Genomic DNA, 21567 nt, shown 5'->3' on the forward strand with positions numbered 1-21567 from the left:
CCGGCCTCAACCGGGAACCTGGACAAGGAGGCTCGACCATGAAAACCCTGATGACACTCACCGCCACCGCCAGCCTGCTGTTCGCCCTGCCAGGCTGGGCCTGCACGCTGGAGGAGGCAACGGAGAAACGTGAGGAGCTGGCCAAGGAAGTGACCCGGCTGACCGAGCAGAATCCACAGAAGGCCAAGGAGATCAACGAGGAATTGCGGGGGATGAAGCTGGGAACCGAGTCGAAGGATCTGCCGGACAAGTGCCAGTTGATCGACAAGCGGTTGCAGGAGTTGCGCGAGGCGGAGAAGAAAACCTGATCGTCTGGGTGAACACGGCCCCTGTGGGAGCGGGTTCACCCGCGATTGCGTCGGTGAATCGACTACCGCAATCGCGGGTGAACCCGCTCCCACAGGGGGCCGAGTAAGTCAGAAAATCACGCGTACGATGGATTACTCGGCTGCCGGAGCGCGCTTCTTCAGCGGCGCCAAGCCATCGGAACTGGCTAGCGGCGCATTCGGACGCGGCTTCGCAGTCGGCTTGCGCTTGGCCACGGCCTTCTTGTCACCCTTCTTGTCGGTCTTTTTCTTTTTCGCCCCTGCCGCCTTGCCCGAGGCCTTGACCTTCTTCGGCCCGCTGTAGGTGCCCTTGACTTCCTTGATCACCCGGCGCTCGAAGCTCTGCTTCAGGTAGCGCTCGATGCTCGACATCAGGTTCCAGTCGCCATGGCAGATCAGCGAAACCGCCAGGCCATCGGCACCAGCGCGGCCGGTACGGCCGATACGGTGCACGTACTCGTCGCCACTGCGCGGCATGTCGAAGTTGATCACCAGGTCCAGGCCGTCGACATCCAGGCCACGGGCCGCCACGTCGGTGGCCACCAGCACTTTCGCATTGCCGGTCTTGAAGCGTTCGATGGCCAGCTTGCGGTCTTTCTGGTCCTTGTCGCCGTGCAGGACGAAGGCCTTCACGTCCTTGGCCACCAGGTGACCGTAGATGCGGTCGGCCATGACCCGGGTGTTGGTGAAGATGATCGCCTTTTCATAGGTTTCGTTGGCCAGCAGCCACTGGGCGATCTGCTCCTTGTGCTGGTTGTGGTCGGCCGTGATGATCTGCTGGCGGGTGGTTTCGTTGAGCTGGCTGACGGCGTTGAGCATCAGGTGCTCGGGGTCCTTGAGCACCTTGCCGATCATGTCGCGCAGGCCGGCGCCGCCCGTGGTGGCGGAGAACAGCAGGGTCTGGGCACGGTTCGGGCACAGGCCGCAGAGACGTTCGACGTCCTCGGCGAAGCCCATGTCGAGCATGCGGTCGGCTTCGTCGAGAACCACCACCTGCACATGCTCCAGGTCCAGGTTGCCGGCGTTCAGGTGCTCCAGCATGCGCCCCGGAGTGCCGACCAGGATATCCGGGACCTTGCGCAGCATCGCCGCCTGTTCCTTGAAGTCCTCGCCGCCGGTGATGATCCCCGACTTGATGAAGGTGAACTGGGCGAAACGCTCGATTTCCTTGAGGGTCTGCTGCGCCAGCTCACGGGTCGGCAGCAGGATCAGGGCGCGGATTTCCACACGCTTCTGGTTCAGGTCGACCAGGCGGTTGAGCACCGGCAGGACGAAGGCCGCGGTCTTGCCGCTCCCGGTTTTCGCCGTCACCCGCAGGTCACGTCCTTGCAAGGCCAGGGGAATGGCCGCGGCCTGCACCGGCGTCGGCTCGACAAAGTTGAGTGCGGCGACGGCTTTGAGCAGGCGTTCGTGCAGGGCGAAATCGGAGAACACGGATGTAACCTCGGGCATGTGCAGAAATTCAGCCACATAGGGTAACGTTTTCCACCGCCGGAGCCGAATTTCTTTTTGCCCCGAGGGTGCCTGCGCGGCTCTAATGGACGGCCTGTTTTTCCCGTTCGCGAGATTTCCCGTCCTCCATGGCTATCCAACAATTCTGGCAAGACGCCCTCGACCTCTGGGGCACCCTCGACCAGCACCCCTTGCTGCACGCCGGTCTCGGCCTGACGACGCTGCTCATCGTCGCCCTGCTGCTGGGCCGTGTGGCACGCTTCGTCATCCTCCATGCGGTCAAGCTGCTCAGCCGACAACCGGCGCTGCACTGGCTCAAGGACCTGCTGCACAACAAGGTGTTCCACCGCCTGGCGCAGATAACCCCTTCGCTGGTAGTGCAGTTCGGCCTCAAGCTGGTGCCCGGGCTGAGCGCCACCAGCCAGCACTTCCTCGGCAACGTCGCGCTGGCCTTCACCATCCTGTTCCTGCTGTTCGCCGTCGCCGCCCTGCTCGACGCGCTGCTGGACATCTATGCCCGCACCGAACACGCGCGCACCCGCTCGATCAAGGGCTATGTGCAACTGGCGAAGATGGTCCTGTACGTGTTCGGCGCGATCGTCATCGTCGCCACCCTGATCGACCGCTCGCCACTGTTGCTGCTGTCCGGTCTCGGTGCGATGTCGGCGGTGATCCTGCTGGTGTACAAGGACACCCTGCTGTCCTTCGTCGCCAGCGTGCAACTGACCAGCAACGACATGCTGCGGGTCGGCGACTGGATCGAGATGCCCCAGGTCGGCGCCGACGGCGATGTGGTGGATATAACCCTGCATACGGTGAAGGTGCAGAACTTCGACAAGACCATCGTCTCCATCCCCACCTGGCGCCTGATGAGCGAGTCGTTCCGCAACTGGCGCGGCATGCAGCAATCCGGCGGACGGCGGATCAAGCGCAGCCTGTTCATCGATGCCGGCGGGGTGCGCTTCCTGACTGCCGAGGAACAGCATCGCCTGGGCGACGTGCGCCTGCTCAAGGACTACCTGGCGCAAAAGCGCAACGAGCTGCACCGCTGGAACGAATCCCAGGGCCAGGTCGCGGAACTGGCAGCCAACCGCCGCCAGCTCACCAACATCGGCACCTTCCGCGCCTTCGCCCTTGCCTACCTGAAGAACCACCCTGATGTGCAGCAGGGCATGACCTGCATGGTCCGGCAGATGCAGACCACCGCCGAGGGCGTGCCGCTGGAAATCTACTGCTTTACCCGCACCACGGTGTGGGCCGAGTACGAGCGGATTCAGGGGGATATCTTCGATTATCTGCTGGCGGTGTTGCCGGAGTTTGGCCTGGCCTTGTACCAGCAGCCCAGCGGCAGCGACCTGCGCGCCGGGCTGGATGCCCTATCGACCGGCCTCGCCGGCGAGCGCCGGGCGTTGCGTACCGAGGCGACTGAGCCACAGTGAGGCAAGAATGATGCTCCCGCCGATGAACAACCGTCCCAGCGGCTCGTCCTGATTCCAAATCAGCAAATTGAGCAGCAGGCCCACCGGGACATGCAGGTTGTTCATCACCGCCAGGGTGCCGCCAGAGACCAGGCAGGCACCCTTGTTCCACCAGTACAGGCCCAGCGCCGTCGGACACAGCCCGAGGAACAGCAACACGCCCCATTGCACATCGGTGGTGGGCAGGTGCTGGGCGTTGCCGAAGGCGAGGAAGGCCGGCAGCACGACGATCAACGCCCCCAGGTAGAAATAGCCGAAGCGCCGGTAATGCGGGAGGTCGCTGGGATGGCGGGCGACCAGGTGCTTGTACAGGACCTGGCCGGCGGCATAGGTGAAGTTGGCCAGCTGCAGGAGCAGGAAGCCGATGAAAAAGTCCGGGTTGATGCTGTCGAAGCGGATCACCGCCGCACCCGCCACCGCCACCAGCGCGGCGAGCAGGGCCCAGGGGTTGAAGCGGCGGTTGAGCGCGTCTTCGATCAGGGTCACGTGCAGCGGGGTGAGAATGGTGAAGAGCAGGACTTCCGGCACGGTGAGCACGCGGAAGCTGAGGTAGAGGCAGACGTAGGTGATGCCGAACTGCAAGGCACCGATTACCAGCATGGCGCGCATGAAGCGCGGCTCGACCTGGCGCCAGCGGGTCAGCGGCAGGAAGATCAGCAGGGCCAGGACGACCCTGGCCAGCACGGCGAAGTAGCTGTCGACATGGCCGGCGAGGTATTCGCCGATCAGGTTGAAGGAATACGCCTGGATCAGCGCGACGATCAGTAGGTAGCCCATGGTTGCCTCTCGGGGATCAAGGCGGCGACCTTAGCGGGTTGGGCGGTCGGGATGCAATTGAGATGCAACGCTTTGGTTGCCATGACGCGTACCCTGTGGGAGCGGGTTCACCCGCGATTGCGGTGGTGAATCCACTATCGTAATCGCGGGTGAACCCGCTCCCACAGGGTACGCGTCGCCCATAAAAAAGCCCGGCCGAGCGCTAGGCTTCGACCGGGCAGTACACCCAAAGGAGCAAAAAAGGGGTGTCAGTCAGGGAATGTTCTTCGGCCTCAGGCGACCGCGGCCAGCTTGGCCTTGGCCTGGTTCAGGCCCTTCTCGTGGAAGTCGCCGCCCATGTTCAGGCCTTCGGCATGGATGAAGGTCACGTCGTGGATGCCGATGAAGGCCAGCACCTGGCGCAGGTAGGGTTCCTGGTGATCGCTGGACGCACCGGCATGGATGCCGCCGCGAGCGGTCAGCACATAGGCGCGCTTGCCGGTCAGCAGGCCTTGCGGGCCGGTTTCGGTGTACTTGAAGGTCACGCCGGCACGCAGCACATGGTCCAGCCAGGCCTTCAGGGTGCTCGGGATGGCGAAGTTGTACATCGGGGCGGCAAGCACCAGCACATCGGCGGCCAGCACTTCATCGGTGAGTTCGTTGGAACGGGCCAGGGCCTGGAGTTCCTCGGCGCTGCGCTGTTCCTGCGGCTTCATCCAGCCACCGAGCAGGTTGGCGTCCAGGTGTGGCACCGGATTTTGCGCCAGGTCGCGCAGGGTGATGCTGTCGGCGGGGTTGGCGGCCTGCCACTGGGCAACGAAATCACGGGTCAGTTGACGGGAGATCGAATCCTGCTGGCGGGCGCTGCTTTCGATGATCAGTACGCGGGACATTGAATTTTGCCTCCATCGGCAAGGTCGCTAAGTCGATGGAGGCAAGATTAATGATTGACCTATCGATAAAAAAGCGTAAAAAATCGGTTAAATCTATCAGTTAATTTGTTTCTTGCACTTTGCAGTCCACCAGGATGCGCATCTTGATGATCTGCTTGTTGAAGTTGGCCGTGACATCCACGCTCTTCTTCGCCGGCACATCGACCCTGCGGTTACGCGGGGTTTCCGGGCCGTTTTTGAACATCACCCGGCACGAGGCGGCGTTGTCGCCATAGTTGTTGAGGGTGATGGTGGTCATGTCGTTGGCGGTGTCGTAGGCGGTGGTATCGAGCTTGATGCCCTCGGCCAGCTCCTTCTTCACCTCGATGGGGTAAGCGGCCAGCACGGTCAGCGGCAGCAGGGCCAGCAACGCAACAGAATATTTCTTCATTCGGCGCTCTCCTTGAGAAGAGCGCCAGCTTAGGACAACAGGAGCCGAAGATGAAAGCGCCGCGCGTTACCCTGGATCAGTGGCGAACCCTGCAGGCAGTGGTCGATCATGGCGGCTTCGCCCAGGCCGCCGAAGCCCTGCACCGTTCGCAATCCTCGGTGAGCTACACCGTGGCGCGGATGCAGGATCAACTGGGCGTACCGCTGCTGCGCATCGACGGGCGCAAGGCGGTGCTGACCGATGCCGGCAACGTCCTGCTGCGTCGCTCGCGGCAACTGGTCAAGCAGGCCAGCCAGCTGGAAGACCTCGCCCACCATATGGAACAGGGTTGGGAAGCCGAGGTGCGCCTGGTGGTGGACGCCGCCTACCCCAACGCGCGCCTGGTCCGCGCCCTCAGCGCCTTCATGCCGCAGAGCCGCGGCTGCCGGGTGCGCCTGCGCGAGGAAGTGCTGTCCGGGGTCGAGGAGGTGCTGCACGAGGGTATCGCCGACCTGGCCATCAGCAGCTTCAGCATCGCCGGCTACCTGGGCGCCGAATTGAGTGCGGTGGAGTTCGTCGCCGTGGCCCACCCGGAGCATCCGCTGCATCGCCTCGGCCGGGTGCTCAACTTCCAGGACCTGGAAAGCCAGTTGCAGGTGGTGATCCGCGACTCCGGTCGCTCCCAGCCGCGCGATGTCGGCTGGCTCGGCGCCGAACAGCGCTGGACCGTGGGCAGCCTGGCCACGGCCGCGACCTTCGTCAGCAGTGGCCTGGGCTTCGCCTGGCTGCCGCGCCATCTGATCGAACGCGAGCTGCGCGAAGGCGTGCTCAAGCCGCTGCCGCTGGACCAGGGTGGCAGTCGCCACCCGCTGTTCTACCTTTACTCGAACAAGGACAAACCCCTGGGCCCGGCCACGCAGATCCTCATCGAGTTGCTGCGCAACTTCGATACCGCGCCGCTGGACGTTCCCTTCGCCGCCCCGGCCCAAGCCTGACAGGTACCGCCCATGGCCCGCTTCGAACATGAAGGTTGCTCCCTGCACTACGAAGAATATGGCCAGGGCCAACCCCTGGTACTGCTGCACGGCCTGGGCTCCAGTTGCCAGGACTGGGAGCTGCAGATTCCCGAACTGGCCGCCCGTTACCGCCTGATCCTTCTCGACCTGCGCGGCCATGGCCGCTCCGACAAGCCCCGCGAGCGCTACAGCATCGCCGGCTTCAGTGCCGACCTGACCGCCCTGCTGGACCATCTCGACACAGGCCCGGTGCACTTCGTCGGCCTGTCCATGGGCGGCATGGTCGGCTTCCAGTTCGCCGTCGATCATCCTGAACGGCTGCGCAGCCTGACCATCGTCAACAGCGCCCCGGCGGTAAAGGTCCGGACCCGTGACGATTACTGGCAGTGGGCCAAGCGCTGGACCCTGGCCCGGGCCCTGCCCTTGCGGACCATCGGCAAGGGCCTGGCGGCCCGGCTGTTCCCCAAGCCGGAGCAGGCCGGCCTACGGCAGACGATGGCCGAACGCTGGGCCCGCAACGACAAGCGCGCCTACCTGGCCAGCTTCGACGCCATCGTCAACTGGGGCGTGGAGGAGCGCATCGGGCGGATTACCTGCCCGACCCTGATCATCAGCGCCGACCACGACTACACCCCGGTGGCGCTCAAGGAGCGATACACCGCACTGATTCCCGGCGCACGACTGGCGGTGATCGCCGATTCCCGGCACGCTACGCCGCTGGACCAGCCTCATGTCTTCAACCAGACCCTGCTGCAGTTCCTCGCTGCGGCTCCAACCACCTCTCAAGGATCATTGAGTACATGCTGAAGAAAATCCTCATGGCCGCCTGCTCGGTCGCCTTCGCTACCGGCGTCATGGCATCGGACAAGACCCCGCACGTCGAACTGGTCACCAGCTTCGGCAAGATCGAGATCGAACTGAACGCCGAAAAGGCGCCGCTGAGCACGAAGAACTTCCTGCAGTACGTGGACAGCGGCTTCTACAACAACACCATCTTCCACCGCGTGATCCCGGGCTTCATGGTCCAGGGCGGCGGCTTCACCGACCAGATGGTGCAGAAGGACACCAAGGACCCGATCCGCAACGAGGCCGGCAACGGCCTCATGAACACCCGCGGCACCTTGTCCATGGCCCGTACCTCTAACCCGAACTCGGCCACCAGCCAGTTCTTCATCAACGTGGCCGACAATGATTTCCTCAACCCGGGCCGCGACGCCGGCTACGCGGTATTCGGCAAGGTGACCAAGGGCATGGAAGTGGTCGACCAGATCGTCAACTCACCAACCACCGTGAAGAAAGGCATGCGCGACGTGCCCGCCGATCCGGTCTATATCAAGTCGGCCAAGCGCATCGACTGACCGTGGTGTCACAGGGACGTGACCCCGCGGGCAAGGCGCCCGCCCCGACTACAGGAGTGCTGCATGCTGTTCCGTCGTTTCGAGCAGTTGATCGACATCTTTCGCGAGGCGCCCACCGCGGCGCCTCCTTCACGGGTCCTGCCCTTCTATCTCTACTACCTGCGCCAGGTCTGGCCGGCCTTCGTCGCCCTGATGGTGCTGGGCCTGATCGTCGCGCTGATCGAGGTGGCACTGTTCAGCTACCTGAGCCGGATCATCGACCTGGCCCAGGGCACTCCCAACGTCAACCTGTTCAGCGAGCACGCCGGCGAACTCATCTGGATGCTGGTGGTGGCGCTGATCCTCAGGCCGCTCTTCGTCGGCCTGCATGACCTGATGGTGCACCAGGCCATCAGCCCGGGCATGACCAGCATGATCCGCTGGCAGAACCACGCCTATGTGCTCAAGCAAAGCCTGAACTTCTTCCAGAGCGACTTCGCCGGGCGCATTGCCCAGCGCATCATGCAGACCGGCAATTCGCTGCGCGATTCGCTGGTGCAGGCCATGGACGCGCTGTGGCACGTGAGCATCTACGCCATCAGTTCCCTGGTGCTGTTCGCCGAAGCCGACTGGCGCCTGATGATCCCCCTGCTGACCTGGATCGCCTGCTACATCCTGGCGCTGCGCTACTTCGTGCCGCGGGTGAAGGAGCGCTCGGTGGTGTCGTCCGAGGCCCGCTCCAAGCTGATGGGACGCATCGTCGATGGCTACACCAATATCGCCACCCTCAAGCTGTTCGCCCATACCGATTTCGAGCAGCAATACGCGCGCGAGGCGATCCGCGAGCAGACCGAGAAGACCCAGCTCGCCAGCCGGGTCATCACCAGCATGGACGTGGTCATCACCAGCCTGAATGGCCTGCTGATCGTCACCACCACCGGCCTTGCCCTGTGGCTGTGGACCCAGTCGCTGATCAGTACCGGCGCCATCGCCCTGGCCACCGGCCTGGTGATCCGTATCGTCAACATGAGCGGCTGGATCATGTGGGTGGTCAACGGCATCTTCGAGAATATCGGCACCGTGCAGGACGGCCTGGAAAGCATCGCCCAGCCGGTCAGCGTCAGCGACAGGCCGAACGCCCCGGCGCTGAAGGTCGAGCGCGGCGCGGTACGTTTCGAGAATGTCGACTTCCACTACGGCAAGAGCGGCAGCCGGATCATCAGCAACCTCGACCTGGATATCCGTCCGGGCGAGAAGATCGGCCTGATCGGCCCGTCCGGCGCGGGCAAATCGACCCTGGTCAACCTGCTGCTGCGCCTCTATGACCTGGAGGGCGGACGAATCCTCATCGACGGCCAGGACATCGCCGGGGTGACCCAGCAGAGCCTGCGCGGGCAGATCGGCATGATTACCCAGGACACCTCGCTGCTGCACCGGTCGATCCGCGACAACCTGCGCTACGGCAAGCCCGACGCCAGCGACGAGGAGTTATGGAACGCGGTGCGTGGTGCACGGGCCGACGAGTTCATCCCGCTGCTCAGCGACGCCCAGGGCCGCACCGGCTTCGACGCCCATGTCGGCGAGCGCGGGGTCAAGCTGTCCGGCGGCCAGCGCCAGCGCATCGCGATCGCCCGGGTGCTGCTGAAGAATGCGCCGATCCTGATCATGGACGAAGCCACCTCGGCACTGGACTCCGAGGTCGAGGCGGCGATCCAGGAAAGCCTGGAAACCCTGATGCAGGGCAAGACCGTGATTGCCATCGCCCACCGCCTTTCGACCATCGCCCGGATGGATCGCCTGGTCGTCCTGGAAAAAGGCCGGATCGCCGAGATGGGTAGCCACGCCGAACTGCTGGCCCAGCGCGGACTCTATGCCCGCCTGTGGCACCACCAGACCGGCGGTTTCGTCGGCGTCGATTGAACGGATCGTTCAGCCCTGCCGATACGGCAAGGCCGAACGCGCCTCCTCTGCATAAGCCAGTACACCGACACGCTCCTGACCCAGGAAATCCTCCACCGCCGTGCGCAGGCCCGGGTGCAGCAGGTAGTGCCAGGAGCGGGTGATCACCGGTTCGAAACCGCGGATCAGCTTGTGCTCGCCCTGGGCACCGGCATCGAAGCGCTGCAGACCTTCGGCGATGGCGTAGTCCATGCCCTGGTAGAAGCAGGTTTCGAAATGCAGGCGGTCGAACTCGGCCAGGCAGCCCCAATAGCGCCCGTAGAAGCTGTCACCAGCGACCAGGCTGAATGCCATCGCCACCTCGCGCCCGCCCTGCACGGCCATTACCACGCGGATCGCCTCGGGCATGCGCTCGGCCAGCAGGCTGAAGAAGTCACGGGTCAGATAGGGTGCGCGGCGACGTACCGCGTAGGTGTTGGCATAGCAGGCGTAGACGAAGTCCCACTGCGCCTCGCTCAGTTCGGCGCCGTGATACCAGCGGAAGTCGAACCCCTGCCCCGCCACCTGCTCGCGTTCCTTGCGCATCTGCTTGCGCTTGCGCGACGCCAGGGCGTCGAGAAAATCCTGGAAATCCCGGTAGCCCCGGTTGCGCCAGTGGAACTGGCAGCCGAGGCGCTGCAGCCAGCCGTCGCGTCCTTGCAGGATGGCGTCGGCGGCGGAGTCGGTGAAATTCACGTGCAGGCCGGACTGCCCCCGTTCCAGCAGTGATGCCTCGACCTCGTCCAGCAGCAGCGCCAGCGCCTGGGGCTCGCCCAGCAGGCGCGGCCCGCCGACCGGCGAGAACGGCACGGCGCAAAGCAGTTTCGGGTAGTAGCCGATCCCGGCTCTGGCGCAGGCATCGGCCCAGCCATGGTCGAACACGTACTCGCCGAAGGAATGGGTCTTGGCGTAGGCCGGCATGGCGGCCAGGACGTTGCCGCTGTCGTCGGCAAGCAGGCGGTGGGACGGGGTCCAGCCGGTGCGCGGGGTGACGCTGCCGCTGTCTTCCAGGCTGCGCAGAAACGCGTGACGCAGGAACGGCTGGTCCGCCGGGACCAGGGCGTCCCAGGTGGCGGCATCGAGTTCGGCGAGGTGGTTCAGGATGAGCGTCGGCATTGCAGGAGTTTGCCGGGTTGTGTGCAGGAAAAGAAGATTTGTGTTGTAGCTGGTGGCCTCATCGCTGGCAAGCCAGCTCCCACAGGGTTCGCGTACCTGTAGGAGTCCACTCAGCCTTTCAGGCTGCGCTGTCGCGCAGAGAACAGTTCCAAAGCACGACGCGTACCCTGTGGGAGCGGGTTCACCCGCGATTGCGGTAGTGAATTCAAAATAGCAATCGCGGCGGTTCGGCGCTCCGATGAAACCCGCTCCCACAAGGTCCCTGCAAATCAAAGAGTTATGTTTTGTTCTATGAGAGCTGGCTTGCCAGCGATGAGGCCCGGGAGAGCAACACAAGCCCAAAAAAAAGCCCCACCGAAGTGGGGCTGAACATTTAACGGATGAAGGAGCGTCGTTGCTTAGAACACGTACTGTGCGCGCAGTACGAAACCGTCGCCATCGTCGTCGCCATTGGCGTTCTGGGCGTTGTCGACCTTGGCCTTGATGTAGGTACCGCTCAGCTTGATCGACTCGTTGGCGTACCAGTTCAGGCCCAGGTTATGCACCTTGCCTTCGATGTCGCCGACGTTGGCGAAGGCACCGTTGTCGTCTTCGGCTTCGATATGGTCGTAGCGGTAGAACACTTCCCAGGCACCGATCTGCTTGTTCTGCGGCTTGATCGCGTCGAACTTGCCGAGCTTGTAGCCACGGGCCTCGCCGGTGAGGGTGTAGGCCACTTGCGCGGAGTAACCGGTGGCCTTGATGTCCTGGTAGGCAGCGGCGTCAGCCTCGACCTTGCGCTTGAGGTATTCGCCCTGCACCGAGAACGGGCCGGTGGCGAAGGCAGCTTCCAGACCCCAGGCGCGGTCGGTGTCGTAGGCGCCGGCCGGCGTGTTGTTGGCGCCAGCCAGGGTCAGGCGGTTGCCGTTGGTACCGGCATCCTGGCCACCGTCGGTGCTCACGCCACGCATGCCCAGGCGGCTGCGGATACGGCCGTCGAACGCGGTGTCGGACAGGTCGCGTTGCGCCAGGTTCAGACCGAAGTGCAGGACGTTGCCGTCGCTGTGCAGTGGCGCGAAGACGCCACGGAAGTTGAACTGCTTGGTGCTGTCGCCATCCTTGTCGGCGTTGGTGGCGTCCTTGGCGAACACACCACCGGACAGGTAGACGGACTCACCGATGTTGCTCGAAGCCTGGATACCCAGGCCGCCGTTGTGGCTGTTGACCCAGTCGGCCAGGTCATAGGCTGCGGTGCGCTCCGGAGCGGTGACCCACTTGGAACTGGTGGCTTTTTCCAAGCCGAACTCGGGGTCGAAGCGACCGACCTTGATCGACACTGGCTTGAAGCCGTTGTAGGCCAGCGAGGCTTCGTCGAAGTAGCCGTCTTCGGAACGGTTGTCACCACCGGCGTTGTGGGAGAAGTCGTAGTTGACCTGGTAAGCCCAGTCGGTAGCCAGGACACCGCCGATCTCGAGGAAGGCGCGACGGAAGTAGCCAGCATCGGCAGTGTTGCCGTTGTTGGTGTAGAAACCGTCGAAGCGGCTGTAGTCGGCCTGGATACGACCACCGATCTTGAAGCTGTATTGCTTGTCAGTAGTAGCGACCTCGAGGCCACCCTTGGTCTTGACTACGATATCGGCGCCGTCGGTGGTCACGGTACCCGCGAAAGCCTGGGCGGTAACGGCCATGGCCAAGGCGCTGGCTACGAAACCTGCGAAGTGCTTACGGATCATCGATGAAGCTCCCCTAACGTTTTATGGTCTTGATTACGTTGAAAAAACACGCGGCCAGGGCCGCTTGTGCTGGGGAGGAATCTTGGCGGGGGGTTATTTCAGATCAGTGGCTTTTATATAAATGTTTTGTGACAAGGGAACTTTTTTACTCCGAACAGGAATATGGCAAAACGCCTTGACGGGACGCCCGCCACCGTCCTGATGCCGCCCCGCCAACTGTCATGGTCCGGCGACCAGACAGTTCGGCGCGCAGCGCTCCGGCTGTACCGGTACATCCCCCCGCGCTCTTTCTAATCTGCACCCGTTCATCAGGCACGGACGCTTACAGGTAGCAACACCACCCCACCTAAAAGTGCAAGTTAGAAGGAGCACCAATTGAAAACTGATGAAACGGTCGTCGTCACCGGAGTGACGTCTGGCATCGGGCTGGCTTGCGCCAGAACGTTGCTAAGGCAGGGAAGCAAGGTTATCGGAATCGGCCGTCGTGAAGACCGCCTGAATGCATTGGCGGATGAATTCCACGGAAGTTTCCATCCTCTGCAGTGTGATGTTCGCGACAAAAAGTCGTTGAATGAACGGATCAATGAGTTGCCCGAAGCATTTGCAACGATCAGCAAACTTGTAAATGCCGCCGGCCTGCTGCAAGGCCACGGCAAGTTACTGGATATCACGGACGAGCAGATTGCAACCATGCTCGATACCAATGTCCACGGCTTGATCAACGTGACCCGTGCGCTATTGCCGAGGCTGATCGCCAGCGGCCAGGGCCACGTGGTCAACCTGAGTTCGATCGGGGCCCATGTGCATTACCAGGGCGGCCACGTGTACGCCGCCTCCAAGGCCTTCGTCGACCATTTCGGCCGCTGCCTGCGCACCGAACTGGTGGGCAGCCGGGTACGCCTGACCACCATTGCGCCGGGCAAGACCCGCTCGGAGTTCGCCCTGGTGCAGAACGAAGGCGACCAGGCCCGCGCCGACCAGGTGTACAGCAGCCTGACCCCGCTGCAACCGGAAGATGTCGCCAACGCGGTGGTCTGGGCCCTGCGCCAGCCCCCACACGTGAATATCAACCTTATCGAACTAACGCCTGCTGACCAGGAACTTTCGTATCGGTGATGCCATGAGCCAATCTCTCGCGAAGTATTACGTCAGAAACAAACTTACCCATAAGTTGATCAGCAAGCGCGTGTTGTCGCCGATCTCGCTATCGCAACAACCACCGGCCGATCTGGTCAAGGCATTGTGCATTGAAGAAGAAGTGTCCCGGCTGTCCGCCGTCTATGCCAACTTCCAACGCGAAGATGATGAACAGACCGGACTTCCACGCTATATGCCGTTCTACCGTTTCATTCAGTCGAAGTTTCCGGGCTTTCAATGGCAAGTTCGCAATGACGAAGGCCGCAAGACCCTGATTCTGGATAAACCCTATATCAACCAAAGCCGTCCTTCGTTGCTCAACCTGCTGCTTTGCGCGGTCAACGACAACACGGTAACCACCCCGGCGCTGAAGGTTCGCTACCCAGCCATGACAGTGCTGCCGGACGCCCTGGTGATCGACCTGGAGAAAGCCTTCGAACGCCTCTCCTTCACCACCTCGGCGCCGCACTTCATGGCCCGTTTCGCCGAAACACTGGCCAAGGGCCTTGCCGGTGAACCCATCACCCTGGTTTCGCCGGTCTGCCCGGACTACGGCTACGAAAGCAAGAACGGTCGCCTGCGCTACACCTTCGAGCACCTGGGCGAGGGCATCGGCCTGGTCGCCGGGCGGGTGGTCAAGACCTTGCCGGTGCTGCAAGCGGTCCTGAAGAAACACGGCATCGACGCGCGCATCGCCGTCGGCGCGGGCGATTTCGAAGGCTTCGACGCCTCGACCCTGAACCGCCTCAAGGAAACCCGCGAGGGCTTCGCCCGCAAGCTGCGCATCAGCCAGCAGAAGATCCTCGACATCCTCGGCCCGGACACCGAGTCGATCATGATCGCCGAGGCCGCCGGTGGCGAAGCACAGTGGCGCGCCATGACCGCCGATGCCGAGCAGCGCCTGGCCAGGCGCGACAACGGCTGCATCGTCGACAGTGACCTGGACTACGCGGCGATCTTCAATGCCCGCCTGCCGCTGTACCAGGCCTGGCACCAGCAGCGCAGCAACGAGGAACTGATGCAGATCCTCTACGCCCAGGGCGCCGAGTACGCGGCCATCGGCAAGGTGTTCGCCGCGCAATGGCAGAACCCGATCGTGATCGGTGCCGACCATAACCGCATGCAGCCGTTCTACTGGTTGTATAGCGACATCCCGGTCCTTTACCTGACGCGGGTGTACTGATGAACCAGCACGACAACGCCACCCATTACTGCCAGTACGGGCCGCAGGGCAACCTGCGCGCGGCCTACGCCCGGCTGCCGTTCCAGCCGCTGTGGACCTGGCTGACCGGCAAGGGCCAGGCGCAACCGGCCGACGTGCTGAAGCAACGGATGGAGCAGACCGGCGAGCGCTTCCTGCTGACCCACCTGCTGTTCACCTGGGCCGTGATGATCGGCCTGGTGCTGCTCGGCAAGACGGTGCTGGAAGGCGCTTTCCACCCGCTGCTCTCGGTACTGCTGGTGCTTGCGGCCTGGGTGCTGATGGTCAACCGCCTGCGCAGCATGCAGGCGACCTTCCATTACCTGACCCACGGTGCGGTGCTCAAGGACAAGGCGCGGGCCCAGCGTTACGCGCGGCTGTTCCTGAGCACGCCGCTGCTGTACCAGGACTGGGACACCTACAACCAGAGCCATGTCCGTGAACACCACAATATCCATGTGCTGTGCACCGACATCGACCCGGACCAGCGTTTCATCCAGGCCCAGGGCTTCTACCCGGGCATGCCGGAGCTGGCCTACTGGTGGCGGGTGATCTGCACGCCGTTCCGTCCGGCCTACCTGCTGCGCCAGTGGCGCGCGACGCTGCATGACTGCTTCGTGCGTCCGCCACGGGACGAAGTGCGCTTTCGCCTGGCGTTCTGGGCGGTGCTGCTGGTGCTGCTGTGGGCCACCGATAGCCTGATGGCCTTCGCCCTGATCTACGGGATCCCGCGGGCAGTGCTGTTCGAGCATTCGATGTGGTTGCAGCTGTTCACCGAACACCTGTGGTTCTACCAGCGCGAGGATGGCCGGGCCGACAAGCCGCATTACGGCCGCCTGACCTGGGGCCGCTTCCAGGGCCGCACGCCGCCGAGCGGTGGCGTCGTCGCCTGGAGCACGTGGCTGCTCAAGGCACTGCTGCTGGATGTACCGGTGCGCCTGTACGTCTATCCGCAGGACCTGCCCAACCACGACGCCCACCACCGTCGCCCGAACGTGCATTACCGGCATATCGCCAACTACCGCGCCAGCATCGAAGGCCAGCCTTCGAGCTACGGCCCCTTCCTCGAAGTCTGGGGCTTCATGGCCGGCCTGTACCTGATTCGCGACCACATGTGCCGCGGCGTGCGCGAGCCTTTCGGCCCGCTGCACACCGAGGCCACCCAACCCCAAGACACGCTGTACCCCACGCCCAGTTCTCAAGGAGCCTGATCATGCAAGAGACGATTCAAGCGGCAAGCCAGCAACTGAACAGCACCGCCTACGCAGCCCTCAACGCTGCCCAGCTGTTCTCCCGGGAAGACCTGGCCTACATGGAAGAAGCCTGCCAGGTGATCCCCAAGACCATCATCGAGATCGGTGACGTGGGCGAGCAGAACTTCCTCTCGGTCGGCCGTTTCATGGAAGACCAGAAAGGCCAGTTGCCGGTGTACCGCAACGATCCGTGGGGCAAGCGCGTGGTGGAGATCCTTTCCTCCGGCAAGAGCCGCGAGTTCTTCAACGGCATCATGGGCGAAGAGTGCTTCATCCGCCGTTGCCAGGCCAACCAGCTGGAGGCCGGCAACTTCATCGGCAAGCACATCGACACCTACAGCAACCTGGAGTACCGCTACTCGGTGGTGATCCAGTTCGGCAAGGACTACGGCGGTGGCGAGTTCTTCGTTGACTACGAAGGCAAGGAGCACCAGCTCAAGACCGGCTATGCCGATGTGCTGATCAACCGCTGCGAGATTCCCCACGGCGTGCGCAAGGTGGAAAGCGGGACGCGCACCTCCCTGGTGTTCTTCCTCAGCACCAGCCCGCTGGACAAACCGAACCTGAACAACAAACAGATCTGACCGGCGTGCGCATCCGCCCATGACGGGCGGATGCCTTACCGGTAAAGCCACAAGGAACCGCTGCAATGACGCAAAGTACAGTCGCCAGTTTTCAAGACACCAAGAACCAGGACCTGCAGGCCTACTTCCTCGGCCTGATTTCCGTCGCCGCCTTCGCCATGACCCTGCCGGCGGCGAAGATGCTCGCCGGCGACCTGAGCGCCCTGCAGGTCGGCTTTTTCCGCTCGGTACTGGCTGCGCTCGCGGCGATTCCGTTCCTGATCATCGGCCGGGCAAAACTGCCCAACGGCTCGCAGATCAAGCGCATGCTGCTGACCTCCACCGGCATCGTCTACGGTTTCCCGATCCTCACCGCACTGGGCATGCAGTACGTGCCGGTGAGCCACGGCGGCGTGGTGCTGGCCGCCTTGCCGCTGTCCACCGCGATCTTCGGCACCCTGATCACCGGCACCCGGCCATCGAAAATGTTCTGGCTGGTGTCGAGCCTGGGCTTCCTCACCGTGTTCGCCTACACCGTGATCAAGTCCGATGTGAAGGACATCTACATCGGCGACCTGGCCCTGCTCGGCGCCGTGGTCCTGGCCGGCTTCGGCTACGCCCAGGGCGGTGCGCTGTCCAAGGAGCTGCCGGGCTGGCAGGTCATGTGCTGGACCCTGGTGGTCAGCCTGCCGGTGCTGCTGCCGGTCAGCCTGTACCTGTATGACGGCGAGACCATTGCCAACCTGCCCGGCCAGGGCATCGCCGCCTTGCTGTTCCTGGCCCTGATCAATTCGCTGCTGGGCTTCTTCTCGTGGAACCGTGCCATGGCCCTGGGCGGCATCCAGCGCATCAGCCAACTGCAGCTGCTGCAACCCTTCTTCACCTTCGCCTTCTCCATCTGGCTGATGGGCGAAGCCTGGAACTGGCTGACCCCGGCGGTGTGCGCCATCGTCATCGTGCTGGTCTGGCTGTCCAAGCGACTCTGAACATTTGCGCGTGTCGGGCGACCGGCACGCGCCTTTTTATCCCGCAACAGACGGAAACATCGAGATGAGTGCTCCGAGTTTTTTCCGCCCCGGCAGCGAGCCGCCGGACACCCCCACGCACTGCATTGCCCGCTACGTCGATGGCGTACTGGGCCTGTTGGCACTCAAGGCCGACGAACAGGTGCTGGATATCGGCTGCGGCGACGGCTGCCTGAGTGCGCAACTGGCCAGCCAGGGCGCCGGGGTGGTGGGCTTCGACATCAGTCCGGAGCGGGTGGTGGCAGCCCGTGCCCGCGGTCTCGATGTGAAGCGTGGCAATGCCGAGGAGCTGTATTTCCATCAGGAGTTCGATGTGGTGTTCAGCCATGACGCCCTGCACGAGATGCACCAGGCCAATGAAGTGGCCATCGGCGCCTTCATGGCGCTCAAGCCGGGCGGACGCTTCGTCGGCGAGTTCCCGGGCAGCGGCCATGCCGCGCTGATCCGCCGCGCCCTGCACGGCGCACTGGAACGCCGCTCGATCGACGGCAGCGAACTGGAGCGCTGGTACCTGCCCGGCGCCCATGAGTACCAGCAGGTGCTGGAGCAGGCCGGGTTCCATGTCAGCCATATCAGCTGGTTCGAACAGCCGCTGGTGCTGGATGTGCCGATCGCGCAGTGGATCAATGAATGCTGTGGTCACTTCCTGCAGGTGGTACCAGCGCCGATGCGCACGGCTTTCCTTGAAGAGGTAACGGAAGAACTGGTCCGCGATCTGCAAGACAGCAGCGGACGCTGGACCGTGGATGCGACGCGCCTGCGGTTCAAGGCACACAGGAAGGCCTGAGCCATGGCCAACACTTCAATCAGTCGAAGCGGGATCAACGTTATGCCCATGCAAACCAATGGATTGGCGCTCAAGTCCTTTTATGCCGACAGCCGGATCTGGTCGGGCAAGGATGGCAAGCCGCTGTACTGGATCGACGATCTGAGCCTGACCGTGAACGGCATGGAGATCCTCGAGGATTCCTTTATCCCGACCCTGGGCGACAACGACGTGGTGCAGATCCTCAACGGGGTGATCTATTCCTATGAGGACCTGGGACAGGTAAGTACCTTCGCCGACTACTTCAAGCGCTGGCAGTTTCGCTGCATAGATGGTCAGCGACAAATTGTCTGAAACGAATGTCGTTGCAATGACTGACATTCAAGCGGATGTACTGGTCGTACCCGCGGGTGTTGCTGAACAGTGACCCCGGGGCCAGGAAGATCCGCGCATCGTGCGCCTCTTCGATCAGGCGGCGAAGATCCACGTGCGCAGGGAAGCGCGCCCAGATAAACAAGCCCTCCACCACGCCCTCGTCGATTTCCACCCCCACTTTGGTCAGCCAGTCGCGCGCGCGGATGCGTTCGTGCATCACCCGCTGGCGCAAGGCATCCAGATGATGCTGGTAGCGCCCGGATTCCAGGGTGTAGGCCACGATGGTCTCGTCCAGCGACGAGCCGCACAGCACGTTGTACATCTTCTGTTCCACCAGGCGCTCGACGAAGACCGGCGGGGCCACCACGTAGCCCAGGCGCAGCGCCGGGCTGAGCACCTTGCTGAAACCGCTCAGGTAGAAGGTCCGGTTCCACTCGTCGAGGCTGCTCAGGCGCAGGGTCTGCTTGGTGCACAGGGCGCCGAAGATATCGTCCTCGACGATATGGAAATCGTATTTCTGCGCCAGCGACAGGATGCGGAAGCCCTTGGCCGGCGAGGTGTTACCGCCGGTCGGGTTATGGATCAGGGTCTGGGTCAGGAACAGCTTGGGCCGGTACCTGGCGACCATTTCCTCCATGACTTCCAGGTCCGGGCCATCGTGGGTGCGTGGCACGGTGATGATGTTGAAATCGCGGTCCTTGATCAGCTTGAGCTGCAGCAGCAGGTAGCTGGGGTCCTCGACCAGCAGGTAATCCCCGGGCTCGAGCATCATGTTGCGGATCAGCGAGAACGCGTGGGTAGCGCCGATGGTCACCACGATCTGGGTGCTGGAGGCATTGATCTGCAGCTCGCGCAGCTTCTTGGCGATCACCGAGCGCAGCTCCTGGCTGCCGGCGGCCGGGGCCGGGACGCTGCAGGACAGGGTATTGCGGATCAGCCGGCCGGTGACCGACGCCGGCACCGCATCGGCCAGCCACGAGGGCGGCAGGTAGCCGGAGCTGACCGGGAAATCGTATTGCGAAGGGTCCAGCGCACGGTACAGGAACCCGGCATGCAGGCTGGAGGGCGGGATCATCCGCTCGGCGTCCTTGCCGGTGTCGGCGGGGCCGGAAGCGAGGATGTAGTAACCCGCGCCCGGGCGCGACTCGATGATCTGCCGGGCCACAAGGTCTTCATAGGCGCTGCTGACCGTGAAGATACTCACGCCCAGCTGTTTGGACAGAGCCCGGACCGATGGCAGTCGGCTGCCGCGGACCCACTGGAAGGCCTCGATGCGGCTGATGATTGCGTTGCGAATCTGGTCCACCAACAGCACTTTGCTGTTGCGATCTATCTCGAACATTTTGCTTAACCCTGCTGAAACCGATGCCGCTTCGAAAGCTTATGGCTTTTTGCCGGCAGATTACACCAGTCCTCCTGGATTCCGGATCAATGACGTGGCGTAACGCGTACCTTGTGGGAGCGGGTTCACCCGCGATTACGACGGTGAATTCACTACCGCAATCGCGGGTGAACCCGCTCCCACAGGGTACGCGTCGCTCGGGAGATCAGCGCTTGCGCAGGATCACGCTGCCGATGGAATAACCGGCACCGAACGAACTGAGCACGCCCAGCGCGCCCTTGGGCAGGTCATCCTGGTGGCTGTGCAGGGAAATCACCGAACCCGCCGAGCTGGTGTTGGCATAACGGTCGAGAATCACCGGTGCTTCCTCCTCCAGCGCGTCACGGCCCAGCAGCTTCTTGACGATCAGCTGGTTCATGCTCAGGTTGGCCTGGTGCAGCCAGAACCGCTTCACGTCGCTGACGTTGAGGTTGTTTTCCGCCAGGTGCGTGCCGATCAGTTCGGCGACCATCGGGCAAACCTCGCGGAACACCTTGCGGCCTTCCTGGACGAACAGCTTGTCCGGCGCGCCGATGCCCTCTTCCGCCGCACGGTTGAGGAAGCCGAAGTTGTTGCGGATGTTGTTGGAGAACTGGGTCAGCAGTTTGGTGCTGACGATCTCGAACTGATGCGCCGAGGTGGCCAGGTCGGCGCGCTCGACCAGCACGGCGGTGGCGGCGTCACCGAAGATGAAGTGGCTGTCGCGGTCGCGGAAGTTGAGGTGGCCGGTACAGATTTCCGGGCTGACCACCAGCACCGAGCGGGCCTGGCCCAGTTGCACGCTGTTGCAGGCGACCTGGATGCCGAAGGTGGCCGAGGAACAGGCGACGTTCATGTCGAAGCCGAAGCCGTTGATGCCCAGGGCCTGCTGCACCTCGATGGCGATGGCCGGGTACGGACGCTGCAGGTTGGAGCAGGCGACGATCACCGCATCGACGTCGGCAGCGGTGCGCCCGGCGCGTTGCAGTGCCTGCTCGGCGGCGGCCACGGCCATCTGGCAGAGGATCGACGGCTCGTCGTTGCTGCGCTCGGGCAGGCGCGGCTTCATGCGCTGCGGGTCGAGGATGCCGTCCTTGTCCATGACGAAACGGCTCTTGATCCCCGAGGCCTTTTCGATGAAGGCAGCGCTGGACTCGGCCAGGGCCTGGACCTCGCCGCGCGCGATGGCCTCGGCGTTGTCGGCGTTGAATCGGGCGACGAAGGTGTTGAAGGATTCCACCAGCTCTTCGTTGGAAATGCTGTTGGCCGGGGTGTACAGGCCAGTGCCGCTGATGACGACGTTATGCACGATCGATCCTCTGTTGGGTTCTTCAAGTTGGCACCAAGGTACCAGCTTGCAAATGCAACGACCCCTTGGGGCAGAGCCATTGCCGGCTGTTCGGGTATCGGTTGCCGCGACCGGAACGAGCGTCCGGTCGCGGTAAATGCTGCCA

General features: G+C 63.2%; 21 protein-coding genes. 13 read left to right on the forward strand and 8 right to left on the reverse strand.

Annotation, left to right across the window (positions count from 1 at the left end):
• Positions 1–38: 38 nt before the first annotated feature.
• Positions 39–308 (forward strand): hypothetical protein, encoded by a 270-nt coding sequence (locus tag ACKLLE_RS14665; protein WP_009405155.1) that lies wholly within the window; start codon positions 39–41, stop codon positions 306–308.
• A 132-nt stretch (positions 309–440) separates the two neighbouring features.
• Here the strand turns inward: ACKLLE_RS14665 and ACKLLE_RS14670 are convergent, their stop codons facing one another.
• Complete coding sequence (locus tag ACKLLE_RS14670; RefSeq protein WP_037061786.1) at positions 441–1778, reverse strand: DEAD/DEAH box helicase; 1338 nt, start codon at positions 1776–1778, stop codon at positions 441–443.
• Positions 1779–1906: 128 nt separating this feature from the next.
• Between ACKLLE_RS14670 and ACKLLE_RS14675 the strand changes: the two genes are divergently transcribed.
• Positions 1907–3217, forward strand: a complete 1311-nt coding sequence (locus tag ACKLLE_RS14675; RefSeq protein WP_420058353.1) for a mechanosensitive ion channel family protein — start codon at positions 1907–1909, stop codon at positions 3215–3217.
• Here the strand turns inward: ACKLLE_RS14675 and ACKLLE_RS14680 are convergent.
• From ACKLLE_RS14680 to ACKLLE_RS14690, 3 genes are all read right to left on the reverse strand, one after another.
• Positions 3155–4033, reverse strand: coding sequence for a carboxylate/amino acid/amine transporter (locus ACKLLE_RS14680; protein ID WP_064301937.1), 879 nt, complete (start codon positions 4031–4033; stop codon positions 3155–3157). The two genes, ACKLLE_RS14675 and ACKLLE_RS14680, sit on opposite strands and share 63 nt — an antisense overlap.
• A gap of 272 nt (positions 4034–4305) precedes the next feature.
• Positions 4306–4905 (reverse strand): FMN-dependent NADH-azoreductase, encoded by a 600-nt coding sequence (locus tag ACKLLE_RS14685; RefSeq protein WP_009405166.1) that lies wholly within the window; start codon positions 4903–4905, stop codon positions 4306–4308.
• Positions 4906–5005: 100 nt separating this feature from the next.
• A complete protein-coding gene (locus ACKLLE_RS14690; protein WP_064301936.1) occupies positions 5006–5335 on the reverse strand; it encodes a hypothetical protein in 330 nt (109 codons plus the stop codon).
• Positions 5336–5385: 50 nt separating this feature from the next.
• Here ACKLLE_RS14690 and ACKLLE_RS14695 point away from each other — a divergent pair, with 50 nt between their 5' ends.
• The 4 genes from ACKLLE_RS14695 (at position 5386) to ACKLLE_RS14710 (ending at position 9587) form a co-directional block, all read left to right on the forward strand.
• The gene (locus ACKLLE_RS14695) at positions 5386–6309 is read left to right on the forward strand and encodes a PA3225 family LysR-type transcriptional regulator (protein ID WP_009405168.1); all 924 of its coding nucleotides are present in this window, start codon (positions 5386–5388) and stop codon (positions 6307–6309) included.
• Positions 6310–6321: 12 nt separating this feature from the next.
• A complete protein-coding gene (locus ACKLLE_RS14700; RefSeq protein ID WP_420058354.1) occupies positions 6322–7137 on the forward strand; it encodes an alpha/beta fold hydrolase in 816 nt (271 codons plus the stop codon).
• Positions 7131–7688, forward strand: coding sequence for a peptidylprolyl isomerase A (locus tag ACKLLE_RS14705; protein WP_009405170.1), 558 nt, complete (start codon positions 7131–7133; stop codon positions 7686–7688). Before ACKLLE_RS14700 ends, ACKLLE_RS14705 begins: the two co-directional genes overlap by 7 nt.
• Positions 7689–7751: 63 nt before the next feature.
• Positions 7752–9587: an ABC transporter ATP-binding protein gene (locus ACKLLE_RS14710; protein WP_009405171.1), complete on the forward strand. Its 1836-nt coding sequence runs from the start codon at positions 7752–7754 to the stop codon at positions 9585–9587.
• A 9-nt stretch (positions 9588–9596) separates the two neighbouring features.
• On the opposite strand, the gene ACKLLE_RS14715 is transcribed toward ACKLLE_RS14710, so the two are convergent.
• Entirely contained in the window at positions 9597–10721 is a 1125-nt protein-coding gene (locus tag ACKLLE_RS14715) for a GNAT family N-acetyltransferase (protein WP_420058355.1), read from the reverse strand.
• A gap of 398 nt (positions 10722–11119) precedes the next feature.
• Positions 11120–12433 carry an OprO/OprP family phosphate-selective porin gene (locus ACKLLE_RS14720; RefSeq protein WP_420058356.1) on the reverse strand — a complete coding sequence of 438 codons (1314 nt, stop codon included), beginning with the start codon at positions 12431–12433 and terminating at the stop codon, positions 11120–11122.
• A gap of 375 nt (positions 12434–12808) precedes the next feature.
• Here ACKLLE_RS14720 and ACKLLE_RS14725 point away from each other — a divergent pair, with 375 nt between their 5' ends.
• The 7 genes from ACKLLE_RS14725 (at position 12809) to ACKLLE_RS14755 (ending at position 18732) form a co-directional block, all read left to right on the forward strand.
• Positions 12809–13549, forward strand: a complete 741-nt coding sequence (locus tag ACKLLE_RS14725) for an SDR family NAD(P)-dependent oxidoreductase (RefSeq protein ID WP_420058358.1) — start codon at positions 12809–12811, stop codon at positions 13547–13549.
• Positions 13550–13553: 4 nt separating this feature from the next.
• The gene (locus ACKLLE_RS14730) at positions 13554–14753 is read left to right on the forward strand and encodes a hypothetical protein (protein WP_279896807.1); all 1200 of its coding nucleotides are present in this window, start codon (positions 13554–13556) and stop codon (positions 14751–14753) included.
• Entirely contained in the window at positions 14753–15982 is a 1230-nt protein-coding gene (locus tag ACKLLE_RS14735; RefSeq protein ID WP_420058360.1) for a hypothetical protein, read from the forward strand. Before ACKLLE_RS14730 ends, ACKLLE_RS14735 begins: the two co-directional genes overlap by 1 nt.
• A 2-nt stretch (positions 15983–15984) precedes the next feature.
• The gene (locus tag ACKLLE_RS14740) at positions 15985–16608 is read left to right on the forward strand and encodes a 2OG-Fe(II) oxygenase (RefSeq protein ID WP_009405177.1); all 624 of its coding nucleotides are present in this window, start codon (positions 15985–15987) and stop codon (positions 16606–16608) included.
• Positions 16609–16673: 65 nt separating this feature from the next.
• Complete coding sequence (locus ACKLLE_RS14745; protein ID WP_009405178.1) at positions 16674–17573, forward strand: DMT family transporter; 900 nt, start codon at positions 16674–16676, stop codon at positions 17571–17573.
• Between the two features lie 64 nt (positions 17574–17637).
• Entirely contained in the window at positions 17638–18399 is a 762-nt protein-coding gene (locus ACKLLE_RS14750) for a class I SAM-dependent methyltransferase (protein ID WP_420058361.1), read from the forward strand.
• A 42-nt stretch (positions 18400–18441) separates the two neighbouring features.
• Positions 18442–18732 carry a hypothetical protein gene (locus ACKLLE_RS14755; RefSeq protein ID WP_158467721.1) on the forward strand — a complete coding sequence of 97 codons (291 nt, stop codon included), beginning with the start codon at positions 18442–18444 and terminating at the stop codon, positions 18730–18732.
• Here the strand turns inward: ACKLLE_RS14755 and ACKLLE_RS14760 are convergent.
• The gene (locus ACKLLE_RS14760) at positions 18683–20095 is read right to left on the reverse strand and encodes an aminotransferase-like domain-containing protein (RefSeq protein WP_009405184.1); all 1413 of its coding nucleotides are present in this window, start codon (positions 20093–20095) and stop codon (positions 18683–18685) included. The two genes, ACKLLE_RS14755 and ACKLLE_RS14760, sit on opposite strands and share 50 nt — an antisense overlap.
• 205 nt (positions 20096–20300) lie before the next feature.
• On the reverse strand, positions 20301–21422 hold the full coding sequence (locus ACKLLE_RS14765; protein WP_279896817.1) for a beta-ketoacyl-ACP synthase III: 1122 nt from the start codon (positions 21420–21422) through the stop codon (positions 20301–20303).
• Positions 21423–21567 lie beyond the last annotated feature (145 nt).

The organism is Pseudomonas bharatica (assembly GCF_048586865.1).
Lineage (GTDB): Bacteria > Pseudomonadota > Gammaproteobacteria > Pseudomonadales > Pseudomonadaceae > Aquipseudomonas > Aquipseudomonas bharatica.